This window comes from Halarchaeum nitratireducens (assembly GCF_014647155.1).
Lineage (GTDB): Archaea > Halobacteriota > Halobacteria > Halobacteriales > Halobacteriaceae > Halarchaeum > Halarchaeum nitratireducens.
This window is the reverse complement of sequence record NZ_BMOQ01000003.1, coordinates 84,057-105,698: the sequence shown is the minus strand read 5'-3', so window position 1 is coordinate 105,698 and position 21,642 is coordinate 84,057. Positions and strand designations below refer to the sequence as shown.

The 21,642-nt window shown below is 69.5% G+C and carries 19 protein-coding genes and 1 tRNA gene; 9 read left to right on the top strand and 11 right to left on the bottom strand.

Annotation, left to right across the window (positions count from 1 at the left end; all coding sequences use genetic code 11):
• Positions 1-49 precede the first annotated feature (49 nt).
• On the bottom strand, positions 50-1,762 hold the full coding sequence (locus tag IEX91_RS05065; protein WP_188877502.1) for a bacterio-opsin activator domain-containing protein: 1,713 nt from the start codon (positions 1,760-1,762) through the stop codon (positions 50-52).
• Positions 1,763-1,877: 115 nt separating this feature from the next.
• On the bottom strand, positions 1,878-3,812 hold the full coding sequence (locus IEX91_RS05060; protein WP_188877501.1) for an acetate--CoA ligase: 1,935 nt from the start codon (positions 3,810-3,812) through the stop codon (positions 1,878-1,880).
• Positions 3,813-3,937: 125 nt separating this feature from the next.
• Here IEX91_RS05060 and IEX91_RS05055 point away from each other — a divergent pair, with 125 nt between their 5' ends.
• The 5 genes from IEX91_RS05055 to IEX91_RS05035 all read left to right on the top strand — a co-directional run bounded on the left by IEX91_RS05055 (position 3,938) and on the right by IEX91_RS05035 (position 7,035).
• Positions 3,938-5,209, top strand: a complete 1,272-nt coding sequence (locus IEX91_RS05055; protein WP_188877500.1) for an MBL fold metallo-hydrolase — start codon at positions 3,938-3,940, stop codon at positions 5,207-5,209.
• Between the two features lie 401 nt (positions 5,210-5,610).
• Positions 5,611-6,270, top strand: coding sequence for a DUF7119 family protein (locus tag IEX91_RS05050; RefSeq protein ID WP_188877499.1), 660 nt, complete (start codon positions 5,611-5,613; stop codon positions 6,268-6,270).
• Positions 6,271-6,315: 45 nt separating this feature from the next.
• Positions 6,316-6,389 (top strand) — tRNA-Lys (locus IEX91_RS05045).
• Positions 6,390-6,574: 185 nt separating this feature from the next.
• Positions 6,575-6,787 (top strand): hypothetical protein, encoded by a 213-nt coding sequence (locus IEX91_RS05040; RefSeq protein ID WP_188877498.1) that lies wholly within the window; start codon positions 6,575-6,577, stop codon positions 6,785-6,787.
• The gene (locus IEX91_RS05035) at positions 6,784-7,035 is read left to right on the top strand and encodes a glutaredoxin family protein (protein ID WP_188877497.1); all 252 of its coding nucleotides are present in this window, start codon (positions 6,784-6,786) and stop codon (positions 7,033-7,035) included. The genes IEX91_RS05040 and IEX91_RS05035 overlap by 4 nt, the downstream gene beginning before the upstream one ends.
• Here the strand turns inward: IEX91_RS05035 and IEX91_RS05030 are convergent, their stop codons facing one another.
• From IEX91_RS05030 to IEX91_RS05015, 4 genes are read right to left on the bottom strand one after another with little or no spacing between them, the layout of a single operon-like run.
• Positions 7,036-7,227: a hypothetical protein gene (locus tag IEX91_RS05030; protein WP_188877496.1), complete on the bottom strand. Its 192-nt coding sequence runs from the start codon at positions 7,225-7,227 to the stop codon at positions 7,036-7,038.
• Positions 7,228-7,244: 17 nt separating this feature from the next.
• The gene (locus tag IEX91_RS05025; RefSeq protein ID WP_188877495.1) at positions 7,245-8,642 is read right to left on the bottom strand and encodes a cytochrome b; all 1,398 of its coding nucleotides are present in this window, start codon (positions 8,640-8,642) and stop codon (positions 7,245-7,247) included.
• A 3-nt stretch (positions 8,643-8,645) separates the two neighbouring features.
• The gene (locus tag IEX91_RS05020; protein WP_188877494.1) at positions 8,646-9,317 is read right to left on the bottom strand and encodes a QcrA and Rieske domain-containing protein; all 672 of its coding nucleotides are present in this window, start codon (positions 9,315-9,317) and stop codon (positions 8,646-8,648) included.
• A 2-nt stretch (positions 9,318-9,319) separates the two neighbouring features.
• On the bottom strand, positions 9,320-9,901 hold the full coding sequence (locus IEX91_RS05015; RefSeq protein ID WP_188877492.1) for a hypothetical protein: 582 nt from the start codon (positions 9,899-9,901) through the stop codon (positions 9,320-9,322).
• Between the two features lie 171 nt (positions 9,902-10,072).
• Here IEX91_RS05015 and IEX91_RS05010 point away from each other — a divergent pair, with 171 nt between their 5' ends.
• Positions 10,073-10,762 (top strand): plastocyanin/azurin family copper-binding protein, encoded by a 690-nt coding sequence (locus IEX91_RS05010; RefSeq protein WP_188877490.1) that lies wholly within the window; start codon positions 10,073-10,075, stop codon positions 10,760-10,762.
• A 1-nt stretch (position 10,763) separates the two neighbouring features.
• Here IEX91_RS05010 and IEX91_RS05005 read toward each other — a convergent pair whose 3' ends face one another.
• The 4 genes from IEX91_RS05005 to IEX91_RS04990 all read right to left on the bottom strand — a co-directional run bounded on the left by IEX91_RS05005 (position 10,764) and on the right by IEX91_RS04990 (position 16,606).
• Positions 10,764-12,347: a tryptophan--tRNA ligase gene (locus IEX91_RS05005; protein ID WP_188877488.1), complete on the bottom strand. Its 1,584-nt coding sequence runs from the start codon at positions 12,345-12,347 to the stop codon at positions 10,764-10,766.
• 3 nt (positions 12,348-12,350) lie between these two features.
• A complete protein-coding gene (gene endA, locus IEX91_RS05000) occupies positions 12,351-13,382 on the bottom strand; it encodes a tRNA-intron lyase (protein ID WP_188877486.1) in 1,032 nt (343 codons plus the stop codon).
• Between the two features lie 102 nt (positions 13,383-13,484).
• On the bottom strand, positions 13,485-14,213 hold the full coding sequence (locus tag IEX91_RS04995; protein WP_188877484.1) for an endonuclease NucS domain-containing protein: 729 nt from the start codon (positions 14,211-14,213) through the stop codon (positions 13,485-13,487).
• A 35-nt stretch (positions 14,214-14,248) separates the two neighbouring features.
• Positions 14,249-16,606: a DEAD/DEAH box helicase gene (locus tag IEX91_RS04990; protein WP_188877483.1), complete on the bottom strand. Its 2,358-nt coding sequence runs from the start codon at positions 16,604-16,606 to the stop codon at positions 14,249-14,251.
• 103 nt (positions 16,607-16,709) lie between these two features.
• Between IEX91_RS04990 and pheA the strand changes: the two genes are divergently transcribed.
• Together pheA and IEX91_RS04980 are read left to right on the top strand one after the other, a co-directional pair.
• On the top strand, positions 16,710-17,519 hold the full coding sequence (pheA, locus tag IEX91_RS04985; protein WP_188877481.1) for a prephenate dehydratase: 810 nt from the start codon (positions 16,710-16,712) through the stop codon (positions 17,517-17,519).
• A gap of 280 nt (positions 17,520-17,799) precedes the next feature.
• Positions 17,800-18,249 carry a peroxiredoxin gene (locus IEX91_RS04980; RefSeq protein ID WP_188877480.1) on the top strand — a complete coding sequence of 150 codons (450 nt, stop codon included), beginning with the start codon at positions 17,800-17,802 and terminating at the stop codon, positions 18,247-18,249.
• Here the strand turns inward: IEX91_RS04980 and IEX91_RS04975 are convergent.
• Entirely contained in the window at positions 18,232-18,708 is a 477-nt protein-coding gene (locus IEX91_RS04975) for a hypothetical protein (protein ID WP_188877478.1), read from the bottom strand. The genes IEX91_RS04980 and IEX91_RS04975 overlap by 18 nt on opposite strands.
• Positions 18,709-18,790: 82 nt before the next feature.
• On the opposite strand from IEX91_RS04975, the gene leuS reads away from it, so the two are divergent.
• Positions 18,791-21,637: a leucine--tRNA ligase gene (gene leuS, locus IEX91_RS04970; protein ID WP_188877477.1), complete on the top strand. Its 2,847-nt coding sequence runs from the start codon at positions 18,791-18,793 to the stop codon at positions 21,635-21,637.
• The last annotated feature ends 5 nt before the right edge of the window (positions 21,638-21,642 follow it).

Sequence of the window (21,642 nt, the reverse complement as noted above, 5' to 3'; positions counted from 1 at the left end):
ATTGTAATAAACATTCATTCTAATTAGTTGGCACACCCGAGCGCCACCATCACGAGGACGAGTCGAACAGCGCGGTGAAGACCTTCTGTTGGGCCTTTCGAAGGTGGTTGTGCAGTGTCGGTGCCGAGACGCCCATGGAGCCCGCGAGCTCTTCCGCGGTGCTGCCGCGCGGCCACTCGAAGTAGCCCGCGAAGTACGCCGCGCGGAGCGTCACTCGCTGTTTATCGGTCAGCTCGTGCTCCACCGTCCGGTGGACGTCGTCCGGCGACTCGCGCCGCACGGCCTCGCGTTTGGCCCGGAACGAGACACCGGGGTGCGCCGCGGTGACGTCCTCGACGAGCGTTCGGACGTCGGTCTGTGTCGGGAAGACGGCGGCGACGCGCGCGACCCCGTCGGCGGCCGTCACCGACTCCACGGCGCCACCGCGTCGCACGATCTCCGCGATCGGCGCGTCCGAGCGGACGACGAACTCAAGCTGTGCGCGCTCGCCCGCGTCGCGGATGAGGCGAACGTCGGCGATCCCGTTCGACGCGGCGGCCCGGTCGAGGAGGGCGTCGACCGAAACCTCACGCGCCGCGACGAAGCAGAGGAGCGACTGATCGGCCATCGGGACGAGCCCGTCGAGCTCCAGTCGACAGTCGAGCGCCCGGGACGCCGACGCGAAGAACGACCCCGCGTCCACCTCGAACACCAGTTCGACGCCCGTATCGGAGAGCAGTCGCTCCTTGCGCTCGGTCGCCGCCACCGCCCACCCGACGCGCCGCCCAGCGTCGACGAGCGCGCGTCGAAGGCCGCTGGTCGACGTGGACGGGCCGACGACGACACAGAGGAGCCCGTGGACGCGGTCGCCGGCGCGGATGGCGCTGGACGCCAGCGTCCGGTCGGCCCGCCACGCCTCGGCGGTGAGGTCGCGCTCGACGAACCGAACGCCGCCCTCGACGTCGAGGAGGGCCGTCTCGTCCAACACGTCCGCGATCGCCGCGCGGGCGTCCGGGTCGTCGACGCCGGTCGACGCCCGGATCTCCCCACGCTCGTCGCAGATCACCGCCGGCCCGCACGTCGCGGCGAGCGCCTCGCACGCCCGCTCCTCGACCGCCGGTCTGGTCGCCACGTCCTCGAGCGCCGCACCGAGGGCCGTCGCCGCCTCCGCGAACCCCGAGCGATCGGGTCGTTCGCGGTCCGGCTCCGTCGGTGAGGCGTCGCTCCCGGCCGCCGCTTCGTCGCTCAGCGCGGCGGCGACCTCCGCGCGGGTCGGCGGATCGGCGTACGGCTCCAAGCTGGCGAGGCTCGACCACCCACCCGCTTCGCGGACGATGCGGGGGTCGACGCCGGCCCCGAGCAGGCGAGCGGCGAAGTGCGCGCGGAGGTCGCGCGTGGAGACGTCGGCGAGGCGGTCGTCGTCACCGTCGGCGGCCCGCTCCGCGACCTCCGCGATCAGCATCTGGAGACGGCGCGGCGTCACGTCGAAGAGCGGTTCGTCGTCGGCGATGTCGGCCGCGCCGGCGTACTTGCGGACGTCGGCCGCGGCGGCCGGCGGAACGTAGGCGTCGCGCGTGTCGTCGTCCCCCGGGACCGCGAGGAAGTCGTGGTCGCTCGACGTCCGGGTGAGGTCGCCGGGGCGGAGGCGTGCGATCTCGCCGGGCCGCAGGCCGACGCGCCCGCAGAGGGCGACGAGGAGTTCCGTGCGGTACGAGTCGGCGGCGTCGACGAGGCGCTCGTATTCGGCCGTCGTGAGCGGCGCTCCGGCCGACGGGTCGTCCATGCCGTTTCGCTCTTGATACTATCGCGAAATAAGCGTTGGGTGGTGAGAGTCACCAACGGTCTGAATGTGAGAAGAGAGGAGCCGCTATCTCGGAGTTCGGTTTCGCGTTTTCGCCTTACTCCGAAACGCCGTCGACGATCGATTCGAGCTCGCCGACGATCTCGGGGTTGCGAAGCGGTTCCGTATCGGAGACTCGCTCACCGCTGGCGATCTGTCGGAGGTGGCGCCGGAGGACCTTCCCGGAGCGGGTCTTCGGGAGGTCGGGCGTGAAGACGACGACATCCGGGGTGGCGAACCGACCAATGGCGGCCGCGACGGCCGCACGCACCCGCTCGCGCAGCGGTCCCGCGGACCCGGCGTCGCGCTGCGGCGTGACGTACGCGTAGAGGGCGGTATCGCTCTGGGGACCGTCGACGCCGACGACCGCCGCCTCGGCGACGCCGTCGACGCCGACGATCGCCGCCTCGAGCTCGCGCGTTCCCAGTCGCTGCCCGGCGACGTTGAGGGCGTTCCCCTCGCGGCCAAGAAGCCGGAGGTAGCCGTCCGCGTCGACGGCCGCCGCGTCGCCCGTCTCATAGCGCCACGCCGTGGGCGCCTCGCCCGTCGAGTCGCCGAGGCCGAGCGCCATGCCGGGCCAGGGGCGGGTGAGGACGAGCGAACCGGATTCACCCGGGTCGACCGGCTCACCGCACGCGTCGACGACGTCGGCGGAGATGCCCGGGAGGGGCGGGCCGGCGGTGCCCGGGCGCATCCCGTCGACGCCGGGCAGCGTAGAGACCACGATCCCGCCGGTCTCGGTCTGCCACCACGTATCGACGAGCGCACAGGCGCCGTTCCCGACGTGGTCGTAGTACCACCGCCACGTCGTCTCGTCGATCGGTTCGCCGACGGTTCCGAGCAACCGCAGCGAGGAGAGATCGTGGCGCTGGGGGTGCTCCGCGCCCCACTTCATGAACGCGCGGATGACCGTCGGCGCCGTGTAGAAGACGTCGACGGCGTTGCGCTCGACGATCTCCCAGAGGTGGTCCCGCTCGGGGTAGTCCGGCGTTCCCTCGTACAACACCGTCGTCGCCCCGAGCGCGAGCGGGCCGTAGACGACGTACGAGTGCCCCGTGATCCACCCGACATCCGCCGAGCAGAGGTGCGTGTCACCGGGTTCGAGGTCGAGGACGGCGTGAGACGTCCACGCGACCTGTGCGAGATAGCCGCCGGTCGCGTGTCGGACAGCCTTCGGACGACCGGTGGTCCCCGAGGTGTAGATGACGAAGAGAGGATCGCTCGACTCTCGGGGGACCGGATCGACCGTCTCCCCGGCGTACTCGTCGAGGAGGGTCGCGTACTCGGCGTAGTTGTCGCCGTAGGATCGGTCGTCGTCGAGCCGGTCGACGATGATGCGATCGACCGACTGCGGGGCGCGGAGACAGGCGTTGTCCGCCTTCCGCTTCAGGTCGTGGGCGGTCCCGCGCCGGTAGTAGCCGTCGCAGGTGAGCAGCCACGCCGACTCGGTGTCGGCGAGTCGCATGGCGAGAGCGTCGGCCGAGTAGCCGGCGAAGACGACCGAGTGGACGGCGCCGAGACGGGCGCATGCGAGCATCGTCACCGGGAGCTCCGGGAGTACCGGCATGTACGTCGTGACGACGTCACCGGCCTCGACGCCCCGCTCGCGGAGGGCGGCGGCGAGCGCGTTCACCTCGCGGTAGAGGTCGTGGTACGTGTACGTCCGCGTCTCGCCGAGGCGACCCTCCCACTTGAGGGCCGCGTGGCTCTTCCGGCCGGCCTCGACGTGCCTGTCGACGCAGTTGTACGACGCGTTCAACGCGCCGCCGGCGAACCAGTCGTATCCGTTCGCGGCGTCCAGCACTCGATCGTACGACGACGACCAGTCGAGGAAGGCCGCGGCCCGATCCCAGCACTCCGGCCAGCGATCCGCGAAGCCCTCCCGGATCGATCGATCGGTGACGTTCGCCCGCTCGACGAACGCGGGCGGCGGATCGATCCGGGATGCGTTCGCGGCGGTCGGCCGGCCCGGAGAGGACGTACCCTCGTTCATATGGCGTGGTACTCGGACGTGAGGCCCCCGACGACTAAAGTCACGAGGGTGAGTCACACGGTTCGACTGGTGTCCGGTCGCGGGACCGACGGGCCCAAACGCCGCGGGCGAGTAGCGTCGGACCGATGGACGTACGGTTCCTCGGCGGGGCGAACGGCATCGGTCGCAGCGCCCTGCTGGTGAACGACTCGCTCCTCATCGACTACGGACTCGAAGGCGGGACGCCGGCGAGAACGCCGCCGGACGTCGAACCGGACGCCGTCGTCGTCTCGCACGCCCACCTCGATCACGTCGGCGCGGTGCCGAGCCTGTTGAAGGGGGGTCGCCGGCCGTCGGTTCACTGGACGCCGCCGACGCGCGAGCTCGCCGACCTCCTCGCCCGGGACACTCTGAAGCTACAGGCCGATCGCTACGACCGGCCGTTCACCCGCGCGGAGATCGGCGCGCTCGGCGAAGTCTCGCAGACGCACGCGTACGGCGTACCGTTCGAGGCCGCGGGCCACACGGTCACGCTCTTCGACGCCGGCCACATCCCGGGGAGCGCACACGTCCTCGTCGACGAATCGGGACGGAGTCCCGACGGAAGCAGAACGCAGTCCGGGGACGACGACACCCGCTTGCTCTACACCGGGGACTTCCACACGGAGGGACAACGCCTGCTTTCGGGCTCGACGGCGCGCCCCGACGCCGACGTCGTCGTCTGCGAGAGCACGTACGCGGACGTGAGTCGGGGGCGGCGGCGCGAGACGGAACGGCGGTTCGCACGCGAGCTCAGGGAGACGGTTCACCGAGGCGGGACCGTCGTCGTACCCGCGTTCGCGGTCGGACGCACGCAGGAAGCGATGCTCGTCTGTGCGGCACACGACATCGACTGCTACGTCGACGGGATGGGGGTCGACGTGGCGAAACGGCTGCGAGGCGTCGACGGGTTCCTCCGCGACCCCGAAGCGTTCCGCGCGGCCATGGGAAACGCCCGCTTCGTCACGGGCGGGCGCGGTCAGAAGAAACGCATCGCCGAGCAGAACGCCGTCGTCATCACGACGTCGGGGATGCTCACCGGTGGCCCGGCGATGACGTACGTCCCCGCGATTCGCGGCGACCCGACGAACCTCGTCGCGTTCGTCGGCCATCAGGTCCCGGGAACGCCGGGCTACGACCTGCTCGAACGCGGTCGAGCGGAGTTCGACGGGCGCACCCTCCCGATCGCGGCGCGCACGGCGTCGTTCGACTTCTCCGCACACGCCGACCGCGACGGTCTCCGCTCGTTCCTCGACGCCTACCGCGACGCGCGCGTCTTCGCGGTGCACGGCGACGCGACCGGTCGGTTCGCCGCCGACCTCCGCGCCGACGGCTACGACGCGACGGCGCCGGACACGGGCGAGACACACACGATCTGATCGACCGCCGCGTCGGAATCGGGACCGGATAAGCAGACTTTGTTGCCGGTACTGGGTCCGATGGCACGACCGCGATCTGTCGCGTCCGCCGACTCCCCGCGTCCTGGGCTTTCGAGGCGACGATGTACCCGTATCTCGACGGGTCGCTCGGCGTCGTCGAAAGGGGCGGGAATCACTACTACCCGGAAGCAAAGGCGGGTAGTGCGCTCTGGGGCGTCCTTATACCGATGGGGGTCGTACGAAGGGGCACATGGCAGAGACACAAACCGAGGCCGGCCGCGACGGGGACGATCATCTCGACGATGTCGAGCCGGGGGCGGGGTGCACCGAGATCTGGGAGCACCTCAGCGAGCGGCGCGCCGAGGAGTAGAGATTTATATCGGAGACGTTCTAGCAAGGATATGAGCGACGGGTCAGAGATTCCGCCGACGGACCGCGAGTCACCGGTGGGGCGACCCGTCATCCGCGGCGACGAGCGCGTCGCCGGGGAGCGCGCACAGGAGGCCGTCGAATTCGATCCGACCGATCCCGAGAGCGTCGCCGACGCCGCCGAGACCGTCGCATCGTTCGCGGGCGGCGAGCTCGGCGACGATCGGTTCTACATGCTCCGCGGGGCGGCGGCCTGCGCGGCGCTCGTCCGCGCCGAGGGGTCTTATAAGGCCGCGGCCGAGCGCGCCGGCGACGGCGTCACCGTCTCGTTCATCCGAAAGTGGGCGCGCGTCCACGACCTCCCGCGTCCCGTCCGTCGACACGTCGCCGCGGGCCATATCGCACCGACCGCGGCGAAGCACATCGCGCGCGTCGGGGGCGAAGCGCGCTATCAGCTCGCGTTCGCCGCCATCGACAACGACCTCACCGTCCGCGAGGTGCGCGCGATCGCCAGCGAGGTGAACGACGGTCGGCCCATCGAGGACGCGCTGCGCGAGCGCGGCGTCACGCCCGGCGAGCTCACCGTCTCGCTCCCGCTCGACACCTATCGGGAGCTCAGACGACGGGCGGCCGTCGAGGACGTGACTCCGGGGGCCGTCGTGACCGACGCCCTCGAAGAGTACCTCGAATGAGCGGATGGTAAACGTTTAACGCCGCCCCCACCACGTACCCGATGAGGGCCGATAGCTCAGTCCGGCAGAGCGTCTGGCTTTTAACCAGACGGTCGCGTGTTCAAATCGCGCTCGGCCCGTACACCGCTCGCGGAGCGACGCGTGAACCGGCCGCGGCGAGATTCGAACGCACGACGACGCGAGGACGACGAGCGGCGGCCAGTGTTCAGATCGCGCTCGGCCCGCTCTCGATCGACGAGCGGTGCGACCGGTCGCGCGGACGCATCCGGTAGCGTTAGGGGCGACGACGCAGAGAGATACGGGTATGGCAGGAACTCTCGCCGGCTACGATCCGTTCGACGCACTCGGAACCGTCCTCGGCGTCTATCTCGCGCTCGTCGCGATCGCGACGCTCGTCGGGAGACCGTGGCAGTACACCGGCGGCGCGGGCGTGATGATCGTCCAGATCGTCGGTTGCGTGCTCACGTTCTTCGTCGGTGCCGCGCTCCTCGCACTCGTCTACCGGGTCGGACGATGAGCGTCGCCATCACCGTCTACAGACGAGAGCAGTGTCGCCTCTGCGACGAAGCCGAGCGAACCATCGAGAACGTCGTCGACGACCTCGACGTCGCGGTGACCGTGACGACGCACGACGTCGACGCCGACCCCGAGCTCGAAGCCGAGTACGGTGAGCGCGTCCCGTACGTCGAGGTCGAGGGCAGTGTCACGTTCGAGCACCGGGTCGACGAGGCGCGCCTGCGGAGCGCGCTCGCGGACGCGGCGTAATCAGTCCTCGGCGTCGGTATCGGGTTCGACGAACACCGTCGCGACACCGAGCGCGAGTCCGAGAAGCCCGCAGGCGATTTTGAGCGGGCCGTGAAGCGTCCCGGGAACGAGCGCGACGGTCAACAGCACGAGCCCGAGGAGCTTCGTTAGGCGATCGAGCGCACGATAGCGCCGCGGCGAAAGCGAAGACATCGAAGAGTGTGTGAGTGTTAGTCGTCGGAGACCGCGGTGTTCGCCACGTCCGAGTCGTCGTCGCTCGGGACGGCGTCGGAGGCACGGCGTTCGACGCCACGCTTGAGCACGAGGTAGGTGATGGCCCCCCAGACGAGCGGAACGATGATGTTGAGGTAGAGCAGGTAGCCCGTCACCTCACCGGTCGGTATGCCCGTGACCTCGGCGACCGTCCCGTTCATCGCGGCGATGGAGAGCATGATGACGAAGACGATCGCTCCGACGCCGACGGCGGTCTGAGCCGGCCGCTCGATCGGATCGGCCGTGAAGTGGACCGCGTCCGACGTGTAGTCGACGAACGGCCAGAGCACGAGGACGCCGGCGATGACCCCCGGGAGGAGCACGCCGCCGACGAACTCCGCGAGCGGCACGAAGTCGGGGATGATCTTCAGGAGGCCGAACACCCACATGAAGTACCAGTCCGGTGCGACCCCGCCCGGCGTACTGAACGGGTCGTTGGGCCCCCAGACGGGGAGGCGCTGGACGGGGAAGAGTCCCGCGAGCAGCGAGAGGACGGCGAACGTCGAGAGGAAGACGATGAGCACCACCGCGACCTGGTTCGGGAGGAGCGGAACACCGGTGACGAGGGACTCATCGGAGACCTCGACATCGGCCTCGGCGTCGCGCCCGGACTGCTGGTCGGTGTGTTTCTGCCGGATGAGCAGGAACATGTGGACGGCGATGAGGCCGCCGATGATCAGCGGGATGAGGAACGTGTGGTAGAAGAACATCCGCGGGAGGATGGTGCCGGCGTTGTCGGGCCACAGCCCCCCGAAGACGATCTTCGTCAGCGTCTCGCCGATGACGGGAATGGAGCTCGCGAGGTTGAACCCGATCCCGGTCGCCGTCGACCCGTACTCGTCGAAGGGGAGCGCGTACCCCATGAACCCCTCGACGAGGCCGAGGAACAACAGCGTCGACCCGACGACCCAGTTGAGTTCGCGCGGGTTCCGGTACGCACCGCTGAAGAAGACGCGGAGCATGTGGAGCCCCATCGCGGCGACGAACAGGTACGCCCCCCAGTGGTGGACCATCCGGATGAACATCCCCATCGGGACGTCGTAGGTGATCCGCAGGACGGACGCGAACGCCATCGGAACCTCCGTCCCGGCGTAGTTCGCCACGATGCCCTGGTAGGTGGTGTCCGCGGCGCCCGGGCGGTAGAGCAGGCCGAGGAACGTCCCGGTGAGGACGAGGAAGACGAAGCTGAACAGCGTGACCTCACCGAGGAGGAACGACGCGTAGCGGTCCTCCGGGAACGCCTTGCCGAGGAACTCGTCGCCGAGTTCGAGGCGGTCGTCGAGCCAGCGGTAGACGCGGCTCCCGTCGTACTGCTGGGCCTCCTCGCTCTCGTCGGAGTCGGTGATCGTGCTCATCGGTTACTCCCCGGCCCCAATGTGGGCCTCGAACGGGCCGGTGGCGATTATCAGCTGGTCTCCGTCCTCGGCGATCCCGACGGGGAGCTGGGGCAGCGGCCGGGGCGCGGGCCCGCTGACGACTTCGGCCCCCTGTTGAGGATTGAACTGGCTCTGGTGGCACGGACAGAGGAAGTCCCGGTTGTTCGGGCCGGTCCGCTGGGAGACCGTACAGCCGGCGTGCGTGCAGACCGCGGAGTACGCCGAGTACCCCTGTGCGGTCCCGTCGAGCATCGTCGGCTCGCTGTAGTCGTCCTCGGAGAACCGGACGAGGAGCGTCGTGGCGACGGGGACCTGGAGCGCGCCGCCGCCCTCCTTTTCGGGGAAGACGGTCATGCTCTCGCCGCTCCCCTCCTCGATCGCGTCCACGGAGAGGGGATTGCCCTCCCCGTCGACGATGCGCGTGCCCTGCGTGTAGAGCGTCTGGTAGTTGTAGTCGGGGCCGCCCGAGAGCGCGGACTCGTCAAGGCCGTAGAGGCCGGTGACGGCGAAGCTCCCGATCGCGGCCGCGCCGCCGAGCGCCGCGAAGAACTTGGCGGCGTTCCGCCGGGTCGACTGGAGGCGGTCCTCCTCGTAGTCGACCTCGGACTGTGCCTGGGCGTCGGTGTCGGCGTCAGTGTCGTCGTTCGTGGACATGGTCAGTGATCGCGTTCCTCCGCGACCTCGATGGTCGGCATGAAGTGCGTGTAGTACATCAGGACGGTCTCAGAGAGGGAGAGCGCGAGGATCGCACCGTAGAACCCGAGGAACTGGTTCCGAGAGAGCCCCATGACCTCGCCGGCGAACAGCACGGCGAAGACGGCGCTCAGGAACGTGAACAGACCCATGAGCCAGACGGCTCTGAGACTGGCGTCCGCGGGATAATACGCGATGATCCGCCTGTGCGCGTTGTGGAGGAAGTCCGGCATGTACGGAAGCGAGTCGCCCTCGTCGGGATACAGTGGCTCCGTCCGTCTCCCCACGTTGTGTGCGTATCGCACCTGCGCGTAGAGAACGCCGACGAGCGCGAAGAGTGCGATCCACGAGACGATGCCGGCCACGTAGACCGAGATCTCCGTGGGCATCGTCACGAACTGTCCCGTCGGCGCGAGTGAGACGTCCGCCCCTGACTGTAGGGGGATCTGCTCGAAGCTATTCCCTCCGCTCGCGATCGCGATGCCCCACATCGGCATGAGCACGATGCCGATGAGCACCAGTATGATGGCCGTTTCGCGTCTCATTGTTTGGTTTCGAAGTCCCGACGCGCCAGCGGCGCTCGGTACTCGTCGCTACTTGGCTGTTACCCGGTTACGTACATCCTTGTTTCGGTTACGCGCTGGCGAGAGCGCGAGTAGACGATCGAAACACACTCAATCCGGGGCTGAGTACACTCCTCCACGGACGGCGTTGTTATGAAACGGAGGCAGTTCATCACCAAGGCAGGTGGCGCGGGGCTCGCCGCGAGCGGTATCGTCGGCTCCGCCGCCGCACAGGAGAGTGAGGGCGACGATCCCCGGACGGGATCGGGGACGGAGAGCGATCCGTACGTCGTCGAGATGCACACGGAGGGATCGGATTACCTCTTCGATCCGGTCGGGCTCTACGTCGAGCCGGGCGACTACGTCCAGTGGGTCAACGCGAGCGGGAGCCACTCGACGACGTCGTACTCCTCGTCGAACCCGCAGGCGAGCAACGACCTCATCCCCGAGGACGCCGAGCCGTGGAACAGCGGCACGCTCCAAGAGCAGGACGCGACGTTCACTTACCAGTTCCAGGCGACCGGGACGTACGACTACTACTGCATCCCGCACAAGACGCTCGGGATGGTCGCGCGAATCGTCTGCGGCGAACCGGGCGGTCCGGCGGCGGGCGAGGAACCGCCGGACGCGGTCGGGAGCGGCGTCCTCCCGGACTCGGAGACGATCGTCGAGGACCTCGCACTCGAATACCCGTACATCCCGGATACCGGCGGCGGTCCCCTGCCCGGGCTCGCCCTCGGCGGCGCCGCGCTGTTCGGCCTCGGGAACGTCTACCTGCTGAGTCAGACGGACCGCTTCTCCGGGCGGTACAGCGAGGACGCGCCCGACGACACCGAGATCTAGATCAACGCCGTCGCGGCGATTCGAGTTCGATGTCCGCCGCGTCGAGTCGCTCCTCGACTTCCGCGCGCTTCTCCTGGTGCTCCGCGAGGAACTCCTCCATGAGCGTCGCCGCCTGTTCCTTGCAGTCGCCACAGAGGCGCTCGCCCTCTCGGCACTCCTCGTAGACGCGTTCGGCGAACTCGTCGTCGTCGGACGCGAGGAGGTAGGCGTAGAGTTCGTACACCGGGCAGTCGTCGGGTTCGCCGCCGAGTTCGCGCTGCTCCTCGGCGCTCGTTCGGCCGCCGGTAGTCGCCGCCTTCACCTTGTCGTACCCCTCTGCGGGATCGTCGAGGAGGCTGATGTGGCTCGCCGGGATCGAGGAGCTCATCTTCCCGCCGGTCAACCCCGTCATGAAGCGGTGGTAGATGGAGGAGGGCGGGACGAAGCCGTAGCCACCGTGATCGACCTCGATTTCGCGGGCGAGATCCGCCGCGGCCCCGCGGTCCATCTCGAAGCTGTCGACGTGACCCTCGAAGACGCGCTTTTCGCCCTCGACGGCCTCGATGAGGGCCTCGAAGGCCTCGTCCGTCGCGTTCCGGTCGAGGAACCGCACGCGCGGACGGAGCGGCTCCTTGCCAGCAGCGCGGAGTTTCTCGACGGCGCCGTCGCGGGCCGCGGCCCGGTCGTCGCCGAGATCGGCGTCGGCGAGCCAGTCGGCCGCGGCGACGCAGCGCACCGGCTCGTCGGCGTCGGGGTCGGCGAGCGCGTCGGGGTCGGCGAGCGCGTCGTAGGCTCGCGCGAGCAGGGCGCGTTCGGCGTCGCCGTCGACCTCGAAGGAGGCGTACGCCTCCGTGACGCCGAAGTACCGCGTTCGGGCGGCGAGGTCGCGCGCGAATCGGACGTGCGGGTCCTGATCCGGCCCGACGGGCACGACGGTCGGCTTCGGCTCGTCTAATTGCGGCGAGAGGATGTCCGCCATCTGCGTGACGACGGACTGCATGTGCGAGACGTCGGTCTCGCCGTCGAAGCCGTAAATGGACTGGAACTCGGAGAAGTTGGCCTCGATCCCGAGTTCGAAGGCGAGGTCTTGGACGTCTCGGTTCGTCGACTGCCGATAGAGCGTCCCCTCGTCGGGGTCGAAGCCGAGCGCGAGAAGCGAGAGGAGGTAATCCCGCGTGTGCTCGTCGATCTCCGCCCACGAGAGGTCGCGCGCCGCGTGCGCTTCGAGGTCGGCGATGAGCGCGGTCGCGTCGCCGCCCTGCTCTTGGTGCCAGATGATCTCGTCGAAGACCATCTTGTGGCCGATGTGGGGGTCGCCCGTCGGCATGAACCCGGAGAGCGCGGCGAACGGTTCGTCGGCGCGCATCGCGTCAAGGACGCGCCGGTAGTCGCGGTGGCCGAAGATGATCGCCCGCCGCATCAGGTAGTGGGGGGTCGGAACGTCGCCGAGGACGTCCTCGAAGGACTCGATGCCGAACTCCTCGAAGAGTTTGCGGTAGTCGGAGACGGTCGAGGATCCCCACGGATCGAGCGCGAGCTCGTCGGCGCCGTCCGTGGTCTCCGTCCCGCCGTCCGTCGCGGCCGTGTCCGTGTGGTCTGCAGTCATAAATTAGGGCGTGAGTCGGCTCGCGGCGAGCCAGGTGATGTCGTCTCTGTGTGCCAGCGCAAAAACCATTCGCTTCCGCACCCCGTGGGCGAGTCTGACGTCGAGCGCGAGGTCGCGCGGGTCGAAGACGTGGGCGGGTTCGAGACAGCGCACGAGCCACTCGGAGTGTCCGAGGTCCTCGACGTCGGAGACGTCGGCGTACGTGCGGAAGTCCGCGCCGAACTTGAACCCGGTCTTGGGGACGAGGCCGCGATCCCGGAGCTCTCGATACGTCCGAAGCCGTCTGTCGAAGCGCCCGCGTTCGACCGCGCGACCGCGTTCGACGAGCGCGTTCACGTCGCCGTCCCGTTCGGGGAGGACGAGATCGCCCTCGGCGGCGAGGTACGCGGCCTCGACGAGCGAGAGCTGGACGGCACCGACGTCCGAGGCGCGACTGGAGAGCTCCTGCCCGTAGAAGGCCGAGCGGTGGAGCGCCGTCGGGGGCTCCCAGACGACGACGCGGTCGTCAAGGAGGACGCCCTCGGCCGGCTCGCCGAGGTCGTACTCGGTGGCGCCCTCGGGGGTGACGCGTTCTGTTTCGAGGTAGGTGAGCTCCGACTCCTCGTCGACGACGGCGAGCACGGTGTCTCCGAGTTCGGACGCGGGGACGTCGGTGCGTTCGCCGACGACGCGGACGCGGTACGCGATCTCGTCGTCGCGCGGCCCCTTCCCGCGCGGATAGACGACGAAGTCCTCGTCGCCCGGCTCGTCGATCCAGTCCTCGCGGGCGGGCGAGAGGTAGAATCCCCGGTCCCGGAGGTCCGTGTAGACGAGAAAGCGGGTGCTGAAGCCGCTGTCGCCGGCCGCGAGGAACTCGCGGAACCCCATTCCCTCGACGGCGTCGAGCTCGCCGCGGAAGAGGAGGTGCGCCGCCTCGACGCGCGAGAGGGCGATCTCGTTCCCGCTTCGCGGCACCCCGTAGCCGCTGGCGTCGTGGAACCGCTGACGGGCGTCGTCGCCGACGACGACCCGATCCCCCCGGAGGTGACCGTTCATACCGACACCGTGCGACGTGGGCGACCAAAGGGCCTACGGTGCGGCGCCCGCGTCTCGCCGGCCGTCGTTCGCGTTCGGGTCACGCACCCCGAAACGCGGGGTCTACGGCGCGCGCGCCGGACACGTCGTGGCGAGACAGCGCTCGCCGCTCGGCGTCTCGAAGCGCGGCCCGCCACAGTCGCACTCGCCGACGACGGTGCCCGATGGGACCGCGTACGCGTTCTCGCACGCCGCACAGCGGGCGCGGAGGGCGTTGCGCCGCTCGATGCGGAGGGCCCCACCGCAGGCGGGGCAGTTCCACGCGCCGTCGAAGCGCTTGCGCACCGCCGCGTCGATCGGCTCGCAGTGGCGATCGAGACAGACCTCGAAGACCGCGCCGCGTTCGACGCGGATCCGCGGTAGTCCGCACCGCGCACACGTCTCATCGAGCACCGTCGCGTCCCGCGGCACGGGGTAGCGCGCTCGACAGCCGACACAGACGACGTCACCGCGCGCACGCACGAGCGGACCGTCGCAGTCCGGGCACGTCCCCACCTCGGGACCGGCGGGCGTCACGGGCGCGAAGGTGTCGAGCGTCGTCTCGTGGCTCCGCACGTCGAGGCGTTCGGTCCCGGAGCCGGCGACGATGCGGGCGCCGTCCGCGTCGCTCGCATAACGGACCACGTCGGCGCGCGTCAGCCACGACGCGGGCTGATACCCGTCGGAGTCGTGGACGAGGACGGTGTTGTCGGGTTTGACGAGCACGATCACCTCGCCGCGTTTCTCGGTGCGTTCTGCGTCCTCGTATGAGACGGTACAGTCGCCGGCCAGCACGCGGGTCGCGTCCTGCATCGGGGCGACGTGGCCCCGTCACCGTAGAAGAACCCTCAGGCGATGTCGACGAGGCGCGCCTCGCGGACGGTGTCGAGGACGCTCTCGGGGAAGACGACCTCGACGGCGTAGACGAGCGCGTCGTCGTCCGCGCCGAAGACGCCGACGGGGAGCGTCGTCGCGCCGTCGAGGTACGTCGTCGTGGACGTCATCTCGACGGTCTCGCCGGCCGCCCCGTCTCGGGTCGCGGTGACGCGACAGACGACGCGCGCGGGCCCGCCGTCGTTTCGCACCGTCACCTCCCGCATGTCGTTCTCGCCGCGCGCGACCGCGTCGGGAAAGTCGCCCCAGTCGATGGAGAGGTCGGGGAGCGCCGCGGCCTGCTCGATCACGGCGTCCGCGACGCCGCCCGACAGCCCCGCCTCCACGAGGCCGTCCCGGCCCGCGGCGCGCACGTCGGCGACGCTCGTGATCCCCTCGTCGACGAGTCGGTGGGCGCGCCCGGCCCCGACGCCGTCGAGGGCGGTGAGTTCGACCGCCTCCGCGGGGACGCCGGTGTCGATCCGGGCTTCGAGGCGGTGGGCGAGGTTCGCGCCGTCCGGTTCGTCGAAGCGTTCGAGGAACTCCGCGAGGGCGGCGAGCAGGCGGAGGGCGTTCTGTCGGATGACCCACGCGTCGGAGCGGAGTTCGGGCGGCGTCGAACCCCGCATCGCACCGTAGAGGACGCCGAGCACCTTCCGCGGGCCCGCTTCGAGGTCGTCGCCGCGGTCCCCGAGGACGGACGCGACGGCCTCGCGCTCGTCGCGGCGGGCGCTCACGCTCTCGAACTCAGAGGCGCGCGAGACGGCGCGGAGGACGGCCGCCTCGTCGACGTCGCCCTCGGCGAGGTCGCGAAAGCCGACCGCGGTGTCCATGTCGAGGTAGTACGTCGAGGTGAGCATGCCCAGCTGGGTGGCGGTCAGGCCGAGGTCGTCGTGCGCGCGGACGAACCCCTCCTCGATCAGATCGTCGAGGACGCCGCGCACCCGCTCCCGGACGTTCGCGAAGTCGTAGGCCTCGGGGGCGGACTGCGCGCGCCGGTAGTAGAAGGTCGTCTCCAGCCACGCCATCACGTCGTCGAGGTCGTCGACCGTCCCCATGGCGATCTCCGCGTTCAGGTGCTCCGGGAGGTCGTCGGCGAGCGCGGACTCGATCTCCTTGCCCTCGCGGAGGAGCGTCCGGTACTTGTCCGCCTCCGCGTTGTCGCAGACCACCCAGCCGTATCCGACATCGTCGTACCCCGGACGGCCCGCGCGCCCGAGCATCTGGAGGACGTCGAGCGGGCTCATGTCGACTTCGCCTTCCAGGGGTTCGTGGTACTTCGTGTCGCGGATGACGACGCAGCGCGCGGGGAGGTTGACGCCCCACGCGAGCGTCGACGTCGAGAAGAGGAGGCCGATCTTCCCCTCACGGAACCACGCCTCCACGCGGTCCTTGTCGTTCTTCGAGAGGCCGGCGTGGTGGAACGCGACGCCGTCGAGCACGCTCTTACGGAGGGTGTCGTTGTCGAGTTCCTCGGCCTCGGTGTGGAAGTCGTAATCGCCGCGCGCGCCCATCGGGACGTCGCGCTCCGCGAGCTCGTCGCGGGCCTTCTCGGCGGCCCGAACGGTGTCCTGTCTGGAGGCGACGAAGACGAGGGCCTGTCCGTCCTCGCGGAGGTGGGGTTCGGCCCGGTCTAAGGCCTTGTAGAGCCGGCGGTACTTGTCCGCGAAGGAGTTGTCGCCGTGGACGTACGTCGTGACGTCGGCGTGGAGATCCACCGGTCGATAGTCGTCGCCGAACTCGAAGGTGCACTCGGGAGGTGCATCGAGCCACGCGGCGACGTCCTCGACGTTCGGCATCGTGGCGGAGAGCGCGACGATCCGGGGGTCACAGAGTCGCCGGAAGCGCGAGACGACGACCTCCAACACCGACCCGCGGTGGTCGCTGTCGAGGAGGTGGACCTCGTCGATGACGACGACATCGACGTCCGTGACGAACGAGTACCGCGGCGAGTCGTGTTTGCGGGTCGCGGAGTCGGCCTTCTCCGGCGTCATCACGAGGACGTCGGCGCGCTCGGCGCGACGCGGGTCGAGGTCGCGTTCGCCCGTGACGACGTAGACGGAGTAGCCGAGGGCCTCGAAGCGCTCCCACTCCTCTTCCTTCTCGTTGGTGAGCGCGCGCAGCGGCGCGACGAAGAGCGCGGTCCCGCCGGCGGCGAGCGCGCGACAGATCGCCAGCTCGGCGAGCGCGGTCTTGCCGGAGCCCGTGGGAGCGGCGACGACGACGTTGCCGTCGCGTTCCGTGAGGGCGGGGACGGCCTCGCGTTGCATCCGATTGAACTCCTCGAAGGGGAAGGCGTCCGCGAACTCCGGGACCGCCTCGGCGACCTGCATTGTCGGGTAGTCGAAGGGCGGGCGGCGGGGAAAGCGTTTCCGTCCCGCGTCGCACGGCGTGGCGCCGACGCCCTTTTCCCGCGTACGCGGCCTATCGTGTGACATGCACACGGTCACGCTCGGCCCCGCGGGGACGTACTCGCACCGCGCCGCGGGCGCGGTCGCCACCGACGACGAGATCGAGTTCCGCGAGTCCATCCGCGACATCGTGAACGCGGTGGCCGACGGCGACGCCGCGCGCGGCGTCGTCCCCATCGAGAACAGCATCGAGGGGAGCGTCACCGAGACGCTGGACGCCCTCGCGGAGCGCGACGTCGCGGTCGTCCGCGAGGTCATCACGCCGATCAAGCACGGCCTCCTCGCGCAGTCCGAGACGTTCGACACCGTGGCGAGTCACCCGCAGGCGCTCGCGCAGTGCCGCGAGTACCTCGACGAGCACTATCCGGACGCGACCATCGAGGCCGTCGCGTCCACCGCCCGCGGCGTCGAGCTCGCCGCGGAGGACCCGAGCGTCGCGGGAATCGGTCACCCGGACAACGCGACGGGCGACCTCCGGGTGATCGCCGCGGACATCCAAGACCGACGCTCGAACGCGACGCGCTTCTTCGTGCTCGCCCCGCCCGAGGAGCGCACCGACGCGGGCGGGAAGTCGAGCTTCGTCGTCTACCCGGGCGCGAACTACCCCGGGCTCCTCCTCGAACTTCTCGAACCGTTCGCGGAGCGGGGCGTCAACCTCACGCGCGTCGAGTCGCGCCCGAGCGGCGAGCACCTCGGTGACTACCTCTTCCACCTCGACGTCGACGGCGGCCTCTTCGAGGAGCGGACGCAGGCGGCGCTCGAAGAGGTCGAGGAGATCGCCGAGAACGGCTGGGTGCGGCGACTCGGGAGCTACGACGTCGAACACGTCGTGTAGCGGGACCGGCGTCTCACCGGGCGGCGCGTCAGCGGAACGCGAGACCGCGGCGTCGATCGTCCCTCTCCCGAAGGACCGCCGTCGGTCCCCCGCGTCCCGGAAAACGACCAACGGTGGTACACCGCCGTCGAGTAGTCGAGAGAGCCGTCGCTGGGAGATCAGTACGCACGGCCGAGAACGGTCGGCGACGCCTCGTCGTATCTACTACTTGTGCCGAGAGATACTTAAATGGATTCGGCGGGGACGCAACGGCGAAGTGGCGGGCCCGCGAAGCCCGAGTATGCTCGAAGAAGGCGACGACGCGCCCCCGATCACGGCGACGAATCAGGACGGTGAGACGCTCGAACTCGACTTCGCGGAACCCACGGTACTCTACTTCTACCCGCGCGACGACACGCCGGGGTGTACGGTGGAAGCGAAGGGGTTCAACGAGGAGTTGGACGCCTACCGCGAGGCGGGCGTCTCGGTGTACGGCGTCTCGACGGACGACGCGGACTCGCACCGGGAGTTCCGCGAGGCGTACGGCCTCGATTTCGACCTGCTCGCGGACCCCGACGGCGACGTCGCCGCGGCGTTCGACGTCGACACCTCGCGCGGGGCGGCCGAGCGCGTGACGTTCGTCCTCGCGGACGGCGAAGTGCGGGCGGCGTACGGCGGCGTGACACCCGAGGGACACGCGGAGGAAGTGCTGGAGGACGTCCGACGCTCCGGGCTACTCCCCGAGGAGTGAGCCGATAGCGGCCGCGGCCTCGTCGACGGCCGTCAGCCACGCACCATCCGGGGTCGCGCCGTGCGTCGGCGGCGCGACGTCGAGAGTGAGGGCGTCGTAGGCGAACCCGTCGAGGTGGTCGCTCGCGAGGGCGCCGACGAACGCCGCGTTCTCGCGCTTCGAGGAGACGCCGCCCGAGTCGAGCGCGTAGTAGTCGCTGAACAGGTGAACGAGGCGAACGTCGCGGTCGAAGTCGCCCTCGTGGGCGTAGCGCGCGAGCTTCACGGGGTTGTTCACGGGATCCGCACGCCGCATCTCGACCTCCACGAGGAGGAGCGACGCGGCCGCGTTGTCCGGGACGCCCGCGACGTCGACCGGCGTTCGGCGCGCGTACCACTCCGTCTCCCACGAGCGCGCGGGGTGGCGCGCGGCGAGGCCGTCGCGCAGGCGGGCGTGGACGCGGTCGGTGAAGTCGGCCACGAGCTGGAGCTGGGCGCGCGCCACCGAAAGGCTTCCCCCCGCGATGGGAGGCCTTTTGGCCCGCGGCGGTGAACGACGGGGCATGACCTACGAGCCGCGCCGACTGGAGCGCAAATGGCAGGAGCGCTGGGAGGACGGCGGCCGGTACGAGGCCGACCCCGGCGACGACGAGGACGCGACGTTCGTCACGGTGCCGTACCCCTACCCCAGCGGGGGGATGCACATCGGCCACGCCCGCACGTACACCGTCCCGGACGTCTACGCGCGCTATCGACGCCTCCAGGGCGACGACGTGCTCTTCCCGATCGCGTGGCACGTCACGGGCACGCCGATCATCGGCGCCGTCAACCGCCTCCAGAAGGGCGAGGAGGAACAGCTCTCCGTCCTGCGCGACACGTACAACGTCCCCGAGGACGAGCTGGAGGAGTTGGAGACGCCGATGGGCTTCGCGCGCTACTTCATCGAGAACCACTACAAGCGCAACATGAAGTCCCTCGGCCTCAGCATCGACTGGCGCCGGGAGTTCACGACGAACGACGAGCGCTACTCGAAGTTCGTCACGTGGCAGTACGAGACCCTCCGCGAGGACGACCGCCTGGAGAAGGGCTTCCACCCCGTGAAGTACTGTACGGAGGAGGAGAACCCCGTCACGACCCACGACCTGCTCGAGGGCGAAGAGGCCGAGCGACAGGAGTACACGCTCGTGAAGTTCGGGCTCGGCGACACCAAAGTCCCGATGGCGACGCTGCGCCCGGAGACGGTGCGCGGCGTGACGAACGCCTACGTGAATCCCGACGGGCGCTACGTCGAGGCCGAGGTCGACGGCGAGACGTGGCTCGTCAGCCACGACGCCGCGCAGAAGCTCACGCTCCAGCAGCGCGACGTCGAGATCGTCGACGAGTTCCGCGGCGAGGCGCTCGTCGGCGAGCGCGTCGAGAACCCCGTGACGGGCGAGGACGTCCTGATCCTGCCCGCCGACTTCGTCGACCCGGACAACGCGACGGGCGTCGTCATGTCCGTCCCGGCGCACTCGCCGGACGACTGGATGGCCCTGCAGGCCGCGAAAGCGGACGACGAGCGGCTGCGCGAGTACGGTATCGACCCCGCCGAGGTCGCGGAGATCGAACCGAAGGCCATCATCGACGTCGAGGCGTACGACGACGTCTTCCCCGCCCGGGCGGCCGTCGAGGAACACGGCATCACGAGCGCGGACGACCCCGAACTGGAGAAGGCCACCCAGGAGGTCTACAACCGCGAGTTCCACAGCGGGACGCTGAAGGACATGTACGGGGAGTACGCGGGGAAGGTCGTCGAGGACGTCCGGGACGAGCTCGCGGCGCGCTACCGCGATTCGGGGCAGTTCGACGCGATGTACGACTTCTCGGAGCCCGTCGTCTGTCGCTGCGGCGGGAAAGTCGAGGTCGCCGAGCAAGAGACGTGGTTCCTCACGTACAACGACGAGGACTGGAAGGCGCTCGCTCACGAGGCGGTGTCGAACATGGACGTCGTCCCGGAGACCTCGCGCGACCAGTTCGATCACACCATCGACTGGCTGGAGGAGTGGCCGTGCATTCGGAACTACGGCCTGGGGACGAAGCTGCCGTGGGACGACGACTTCGTCATCGAACCCCTCTCGGACTCGACGATCTACATGGCGTACTACACGATCGCCCACCGGATCGAGGACGTCCCCCCCGAGGAGCTCACCACGGAGTTCTTCGACGCGCTCTTCGACGGCCCCGAGGCGGTCGAGGGCGAGGCGCCCGAGAAGGCGCTCGAACTCCGCGAGGAGTGGGACTACTGGTACCCCGTCGACTATCGCGTCTCGGGGAACGACCTCATCTCTAATCACCTGACGTTCTTCCTCTTCCACCACGCGGACCTCTTCGAGCGCGCGAACTGGCCGGAGGGCGTCGCCATCATGGGGATGGGCCTCTTGGAGGGCGAGAAGATGTCCTCGTCGAAGGGCCACGTCGTCCTCCCCGCCGAGGCCATCGAGGAGTACGGCGCGGACACGGTGCGCTTCTTCCTGCTGAACTCCGCCCAGCCGTGGCAGGACTACGACTGGCGCGCCGAGGAGGTCGCCTCGACGCGAAAGGGCCTCGATCGCTTCTACGAGCGCGCGGAGGACGTCGTCTCGCTGGAGGCTCCCGAACGCGAGGACGTCGAGTTGCGGCGCATCGATCGCTGGCTCCTCTCGAAGCTCCAGCGGACGATCGAACGGACGACCGCGGCGATGGACGAGTTCGAGACGCGCAGCGCCTCCCAGGAGGCCTTCTACCGCTTCGAGGAGGACCTGCGCTGGTACCGCAAGCGCACGGACACCGAGCGGCCGGCCGCGAAGTGGGTGCGACAGGAGGTCCTGCGGACGCGCCTTCGCCTGCTCGCGCCCGTCGTGCCGTTCCTCGCCAACGAGCTCCACGAGGCCCTGGACGGCGTGCCGGTCGAGGACGCCGCGTGGCCGAGCGTCGACCGCGACTTGGAGAGCACGCGCGTCGAGGTCGAGGAGGACCTCATCGAGTCGCTCGTCGACGACGTGCGCGACATCGTGGACGTCACGGGGACCGACCCCGACGCCATCACCGTGTACACGCCCGCGGAGTGGAAGGGGACGGTGTTCGAGACGGTCGCGGAGACCGGGCCGGACGTCGGCGCGGTGATGGGGACGGTGATGCAAAAGGAGTCGCTGCGCGAGCGGGGCGACGCCGTCAACGACCTCGTGCAGGATCTCGTTTCCGACGTGCGCGAGTACGACGACGAGGAGCTGGCGGCGCTCGAAGCCGTCGACGAGACCGAACTGTACGCGGACGCCGCGGGGTTCCTCGCCCGGGAGTTCGACGCGAGCGTCGACGTCGTCCCGGAGGCGGACGCGACGGACGAGAAGGCGTCGCAGGCGGTGCCGTTCCGCCCGGCGATCCGCCTGGAGTGACGGGG

Excerpts from the sequence above, each read along its gene's own strand:
- IEX91_RS05065 (WP_188877502.1), bottom strand. The coding sequence starts at position 1,762 with ATGGACGACCCGTCGGCCGGAGCGCCGCTCACGACGGCCGAATACGAG.
- IEX91_RS05060 (WP_188877501.1), bottom strand. The coding sequence starts at position 3,812 with ATGAACGAGGGTACGTCCTCTCCGGGCCGGCCGACCGCCGCGAACGCA.
- IEX91_RS05055 (WP_188877500.1), top strand. The coding sequence starts at position 3,938 with ATGGACGTACGGTTCCTCGGCGGGGCGAACGGCATCGGTCGCAGCGCC.
- IEX91_RS05050 (WP_188877499.1), top strand. The coding sequence starts at position 5,611 with ATGAGCGACGGGTCAGAGATTCCGCCGACGGACCGCGAGTCACCGGTG.
- IEX91_RS05040 (WP_188877498.1), top strand. The coding sequence starts at position 6,575 with ATGGCAGGAACTCTCGCCGGCTACGATCCGTTCGACGCACTCGGAACC.
- IEX91_RS05035 (WP_188877497.1), top strand. The coding sequence starts at position 6,784 with ATGAGCGTCGCCATCACCGTCTACAGACGAGAGCAGTGTCGCCTCTGC.
- IEX91_RS05030 (WP_188877496.1), bottom strand. The coding sequence starts at position 7,227 with ATGTCTTCGCTTTCGCCGCGGCGCTATCGTGCGCTCGATCGCCTAACG.
- IEX91_RS05025 (WP_188877495.1), bottom strand. The coding sequence starts at position 8,642 with ATGAGCACGATCACCGACTCCGACGAGAGCGAGGAGGCCCAGCAGTAC.
- IEX91_RS05020 (WP_188877494.1), bottom strand. The coding sequence starts at position 9,317 with ATGTCCACGAACGACGACACTGACGCCGACACCGACGCCCAGGCACAG.
- IEX91_RS05015 (WP_188877492.1), bottom strand. The coding sequence starts at position 9,901 with ATGAGACGCGAAACGGCCATCATACTGGTGCTCATCGGCATCGTGCTC.
- IEX91_RS05010 (WP_188877490.1), top strand. The coding sequence starts at position 10,073 with ATGAAACGGAGGCAGTTCATCACCAAGGCAGGTGGCGCGGGGCTCGCC.
- IEX91_RS05005 (WP_188877488.1), bottom strand. The coding sequence starts at position 12,347 with ATGACTGCAGACCACACGGACACGGCCGCGACGGACGGCGGGACGGAG.
- endA (WP_188877486.1), bottom strand. The coding sequence starts at position 13,382 with ATGAACGGTCACCTCCGGGGGGATCGGGTCGTCGTCGGCGACGACGCC.
- IEX91_RS04995 (WP_188877484.1), bottom strand. The coding sequence starts at position 14,213 with ATGCAGGACGCGACCCGCGTGCTGGCCGGCGACTGTACCGTCTCATAC.
- IEX91_RS04990 (WP_188877483.1), bottom strand. The coding sequence starts at position 16,606 with ATGCAGGTCGCCGAGGCGGTCCCGGAGTTCGCGGACGCCTTCCCCTTC.
- pheA (WP_188877481.1), top strand. The coding sequence starts at position 16,710 with ATGCACACGGTCACGCTCGGCCCCGCGGGGACGTACTCGCACCGCGCC.
- IEX91_RS04980 (WP_188877480.1), top strand. The coding sequence starts at position 17,800 with ATGCTCGAAGAAGGCGACGACGCGCCCCCGATCACGGCGACGAATCAG.
- leuS (WP_188877477.1), top strand. The coding sequence starts at position 18,791 with ATGACCTACGAGCCGCGCCGACTGGAGCGCAAATGGCAGGAGCGCTGG.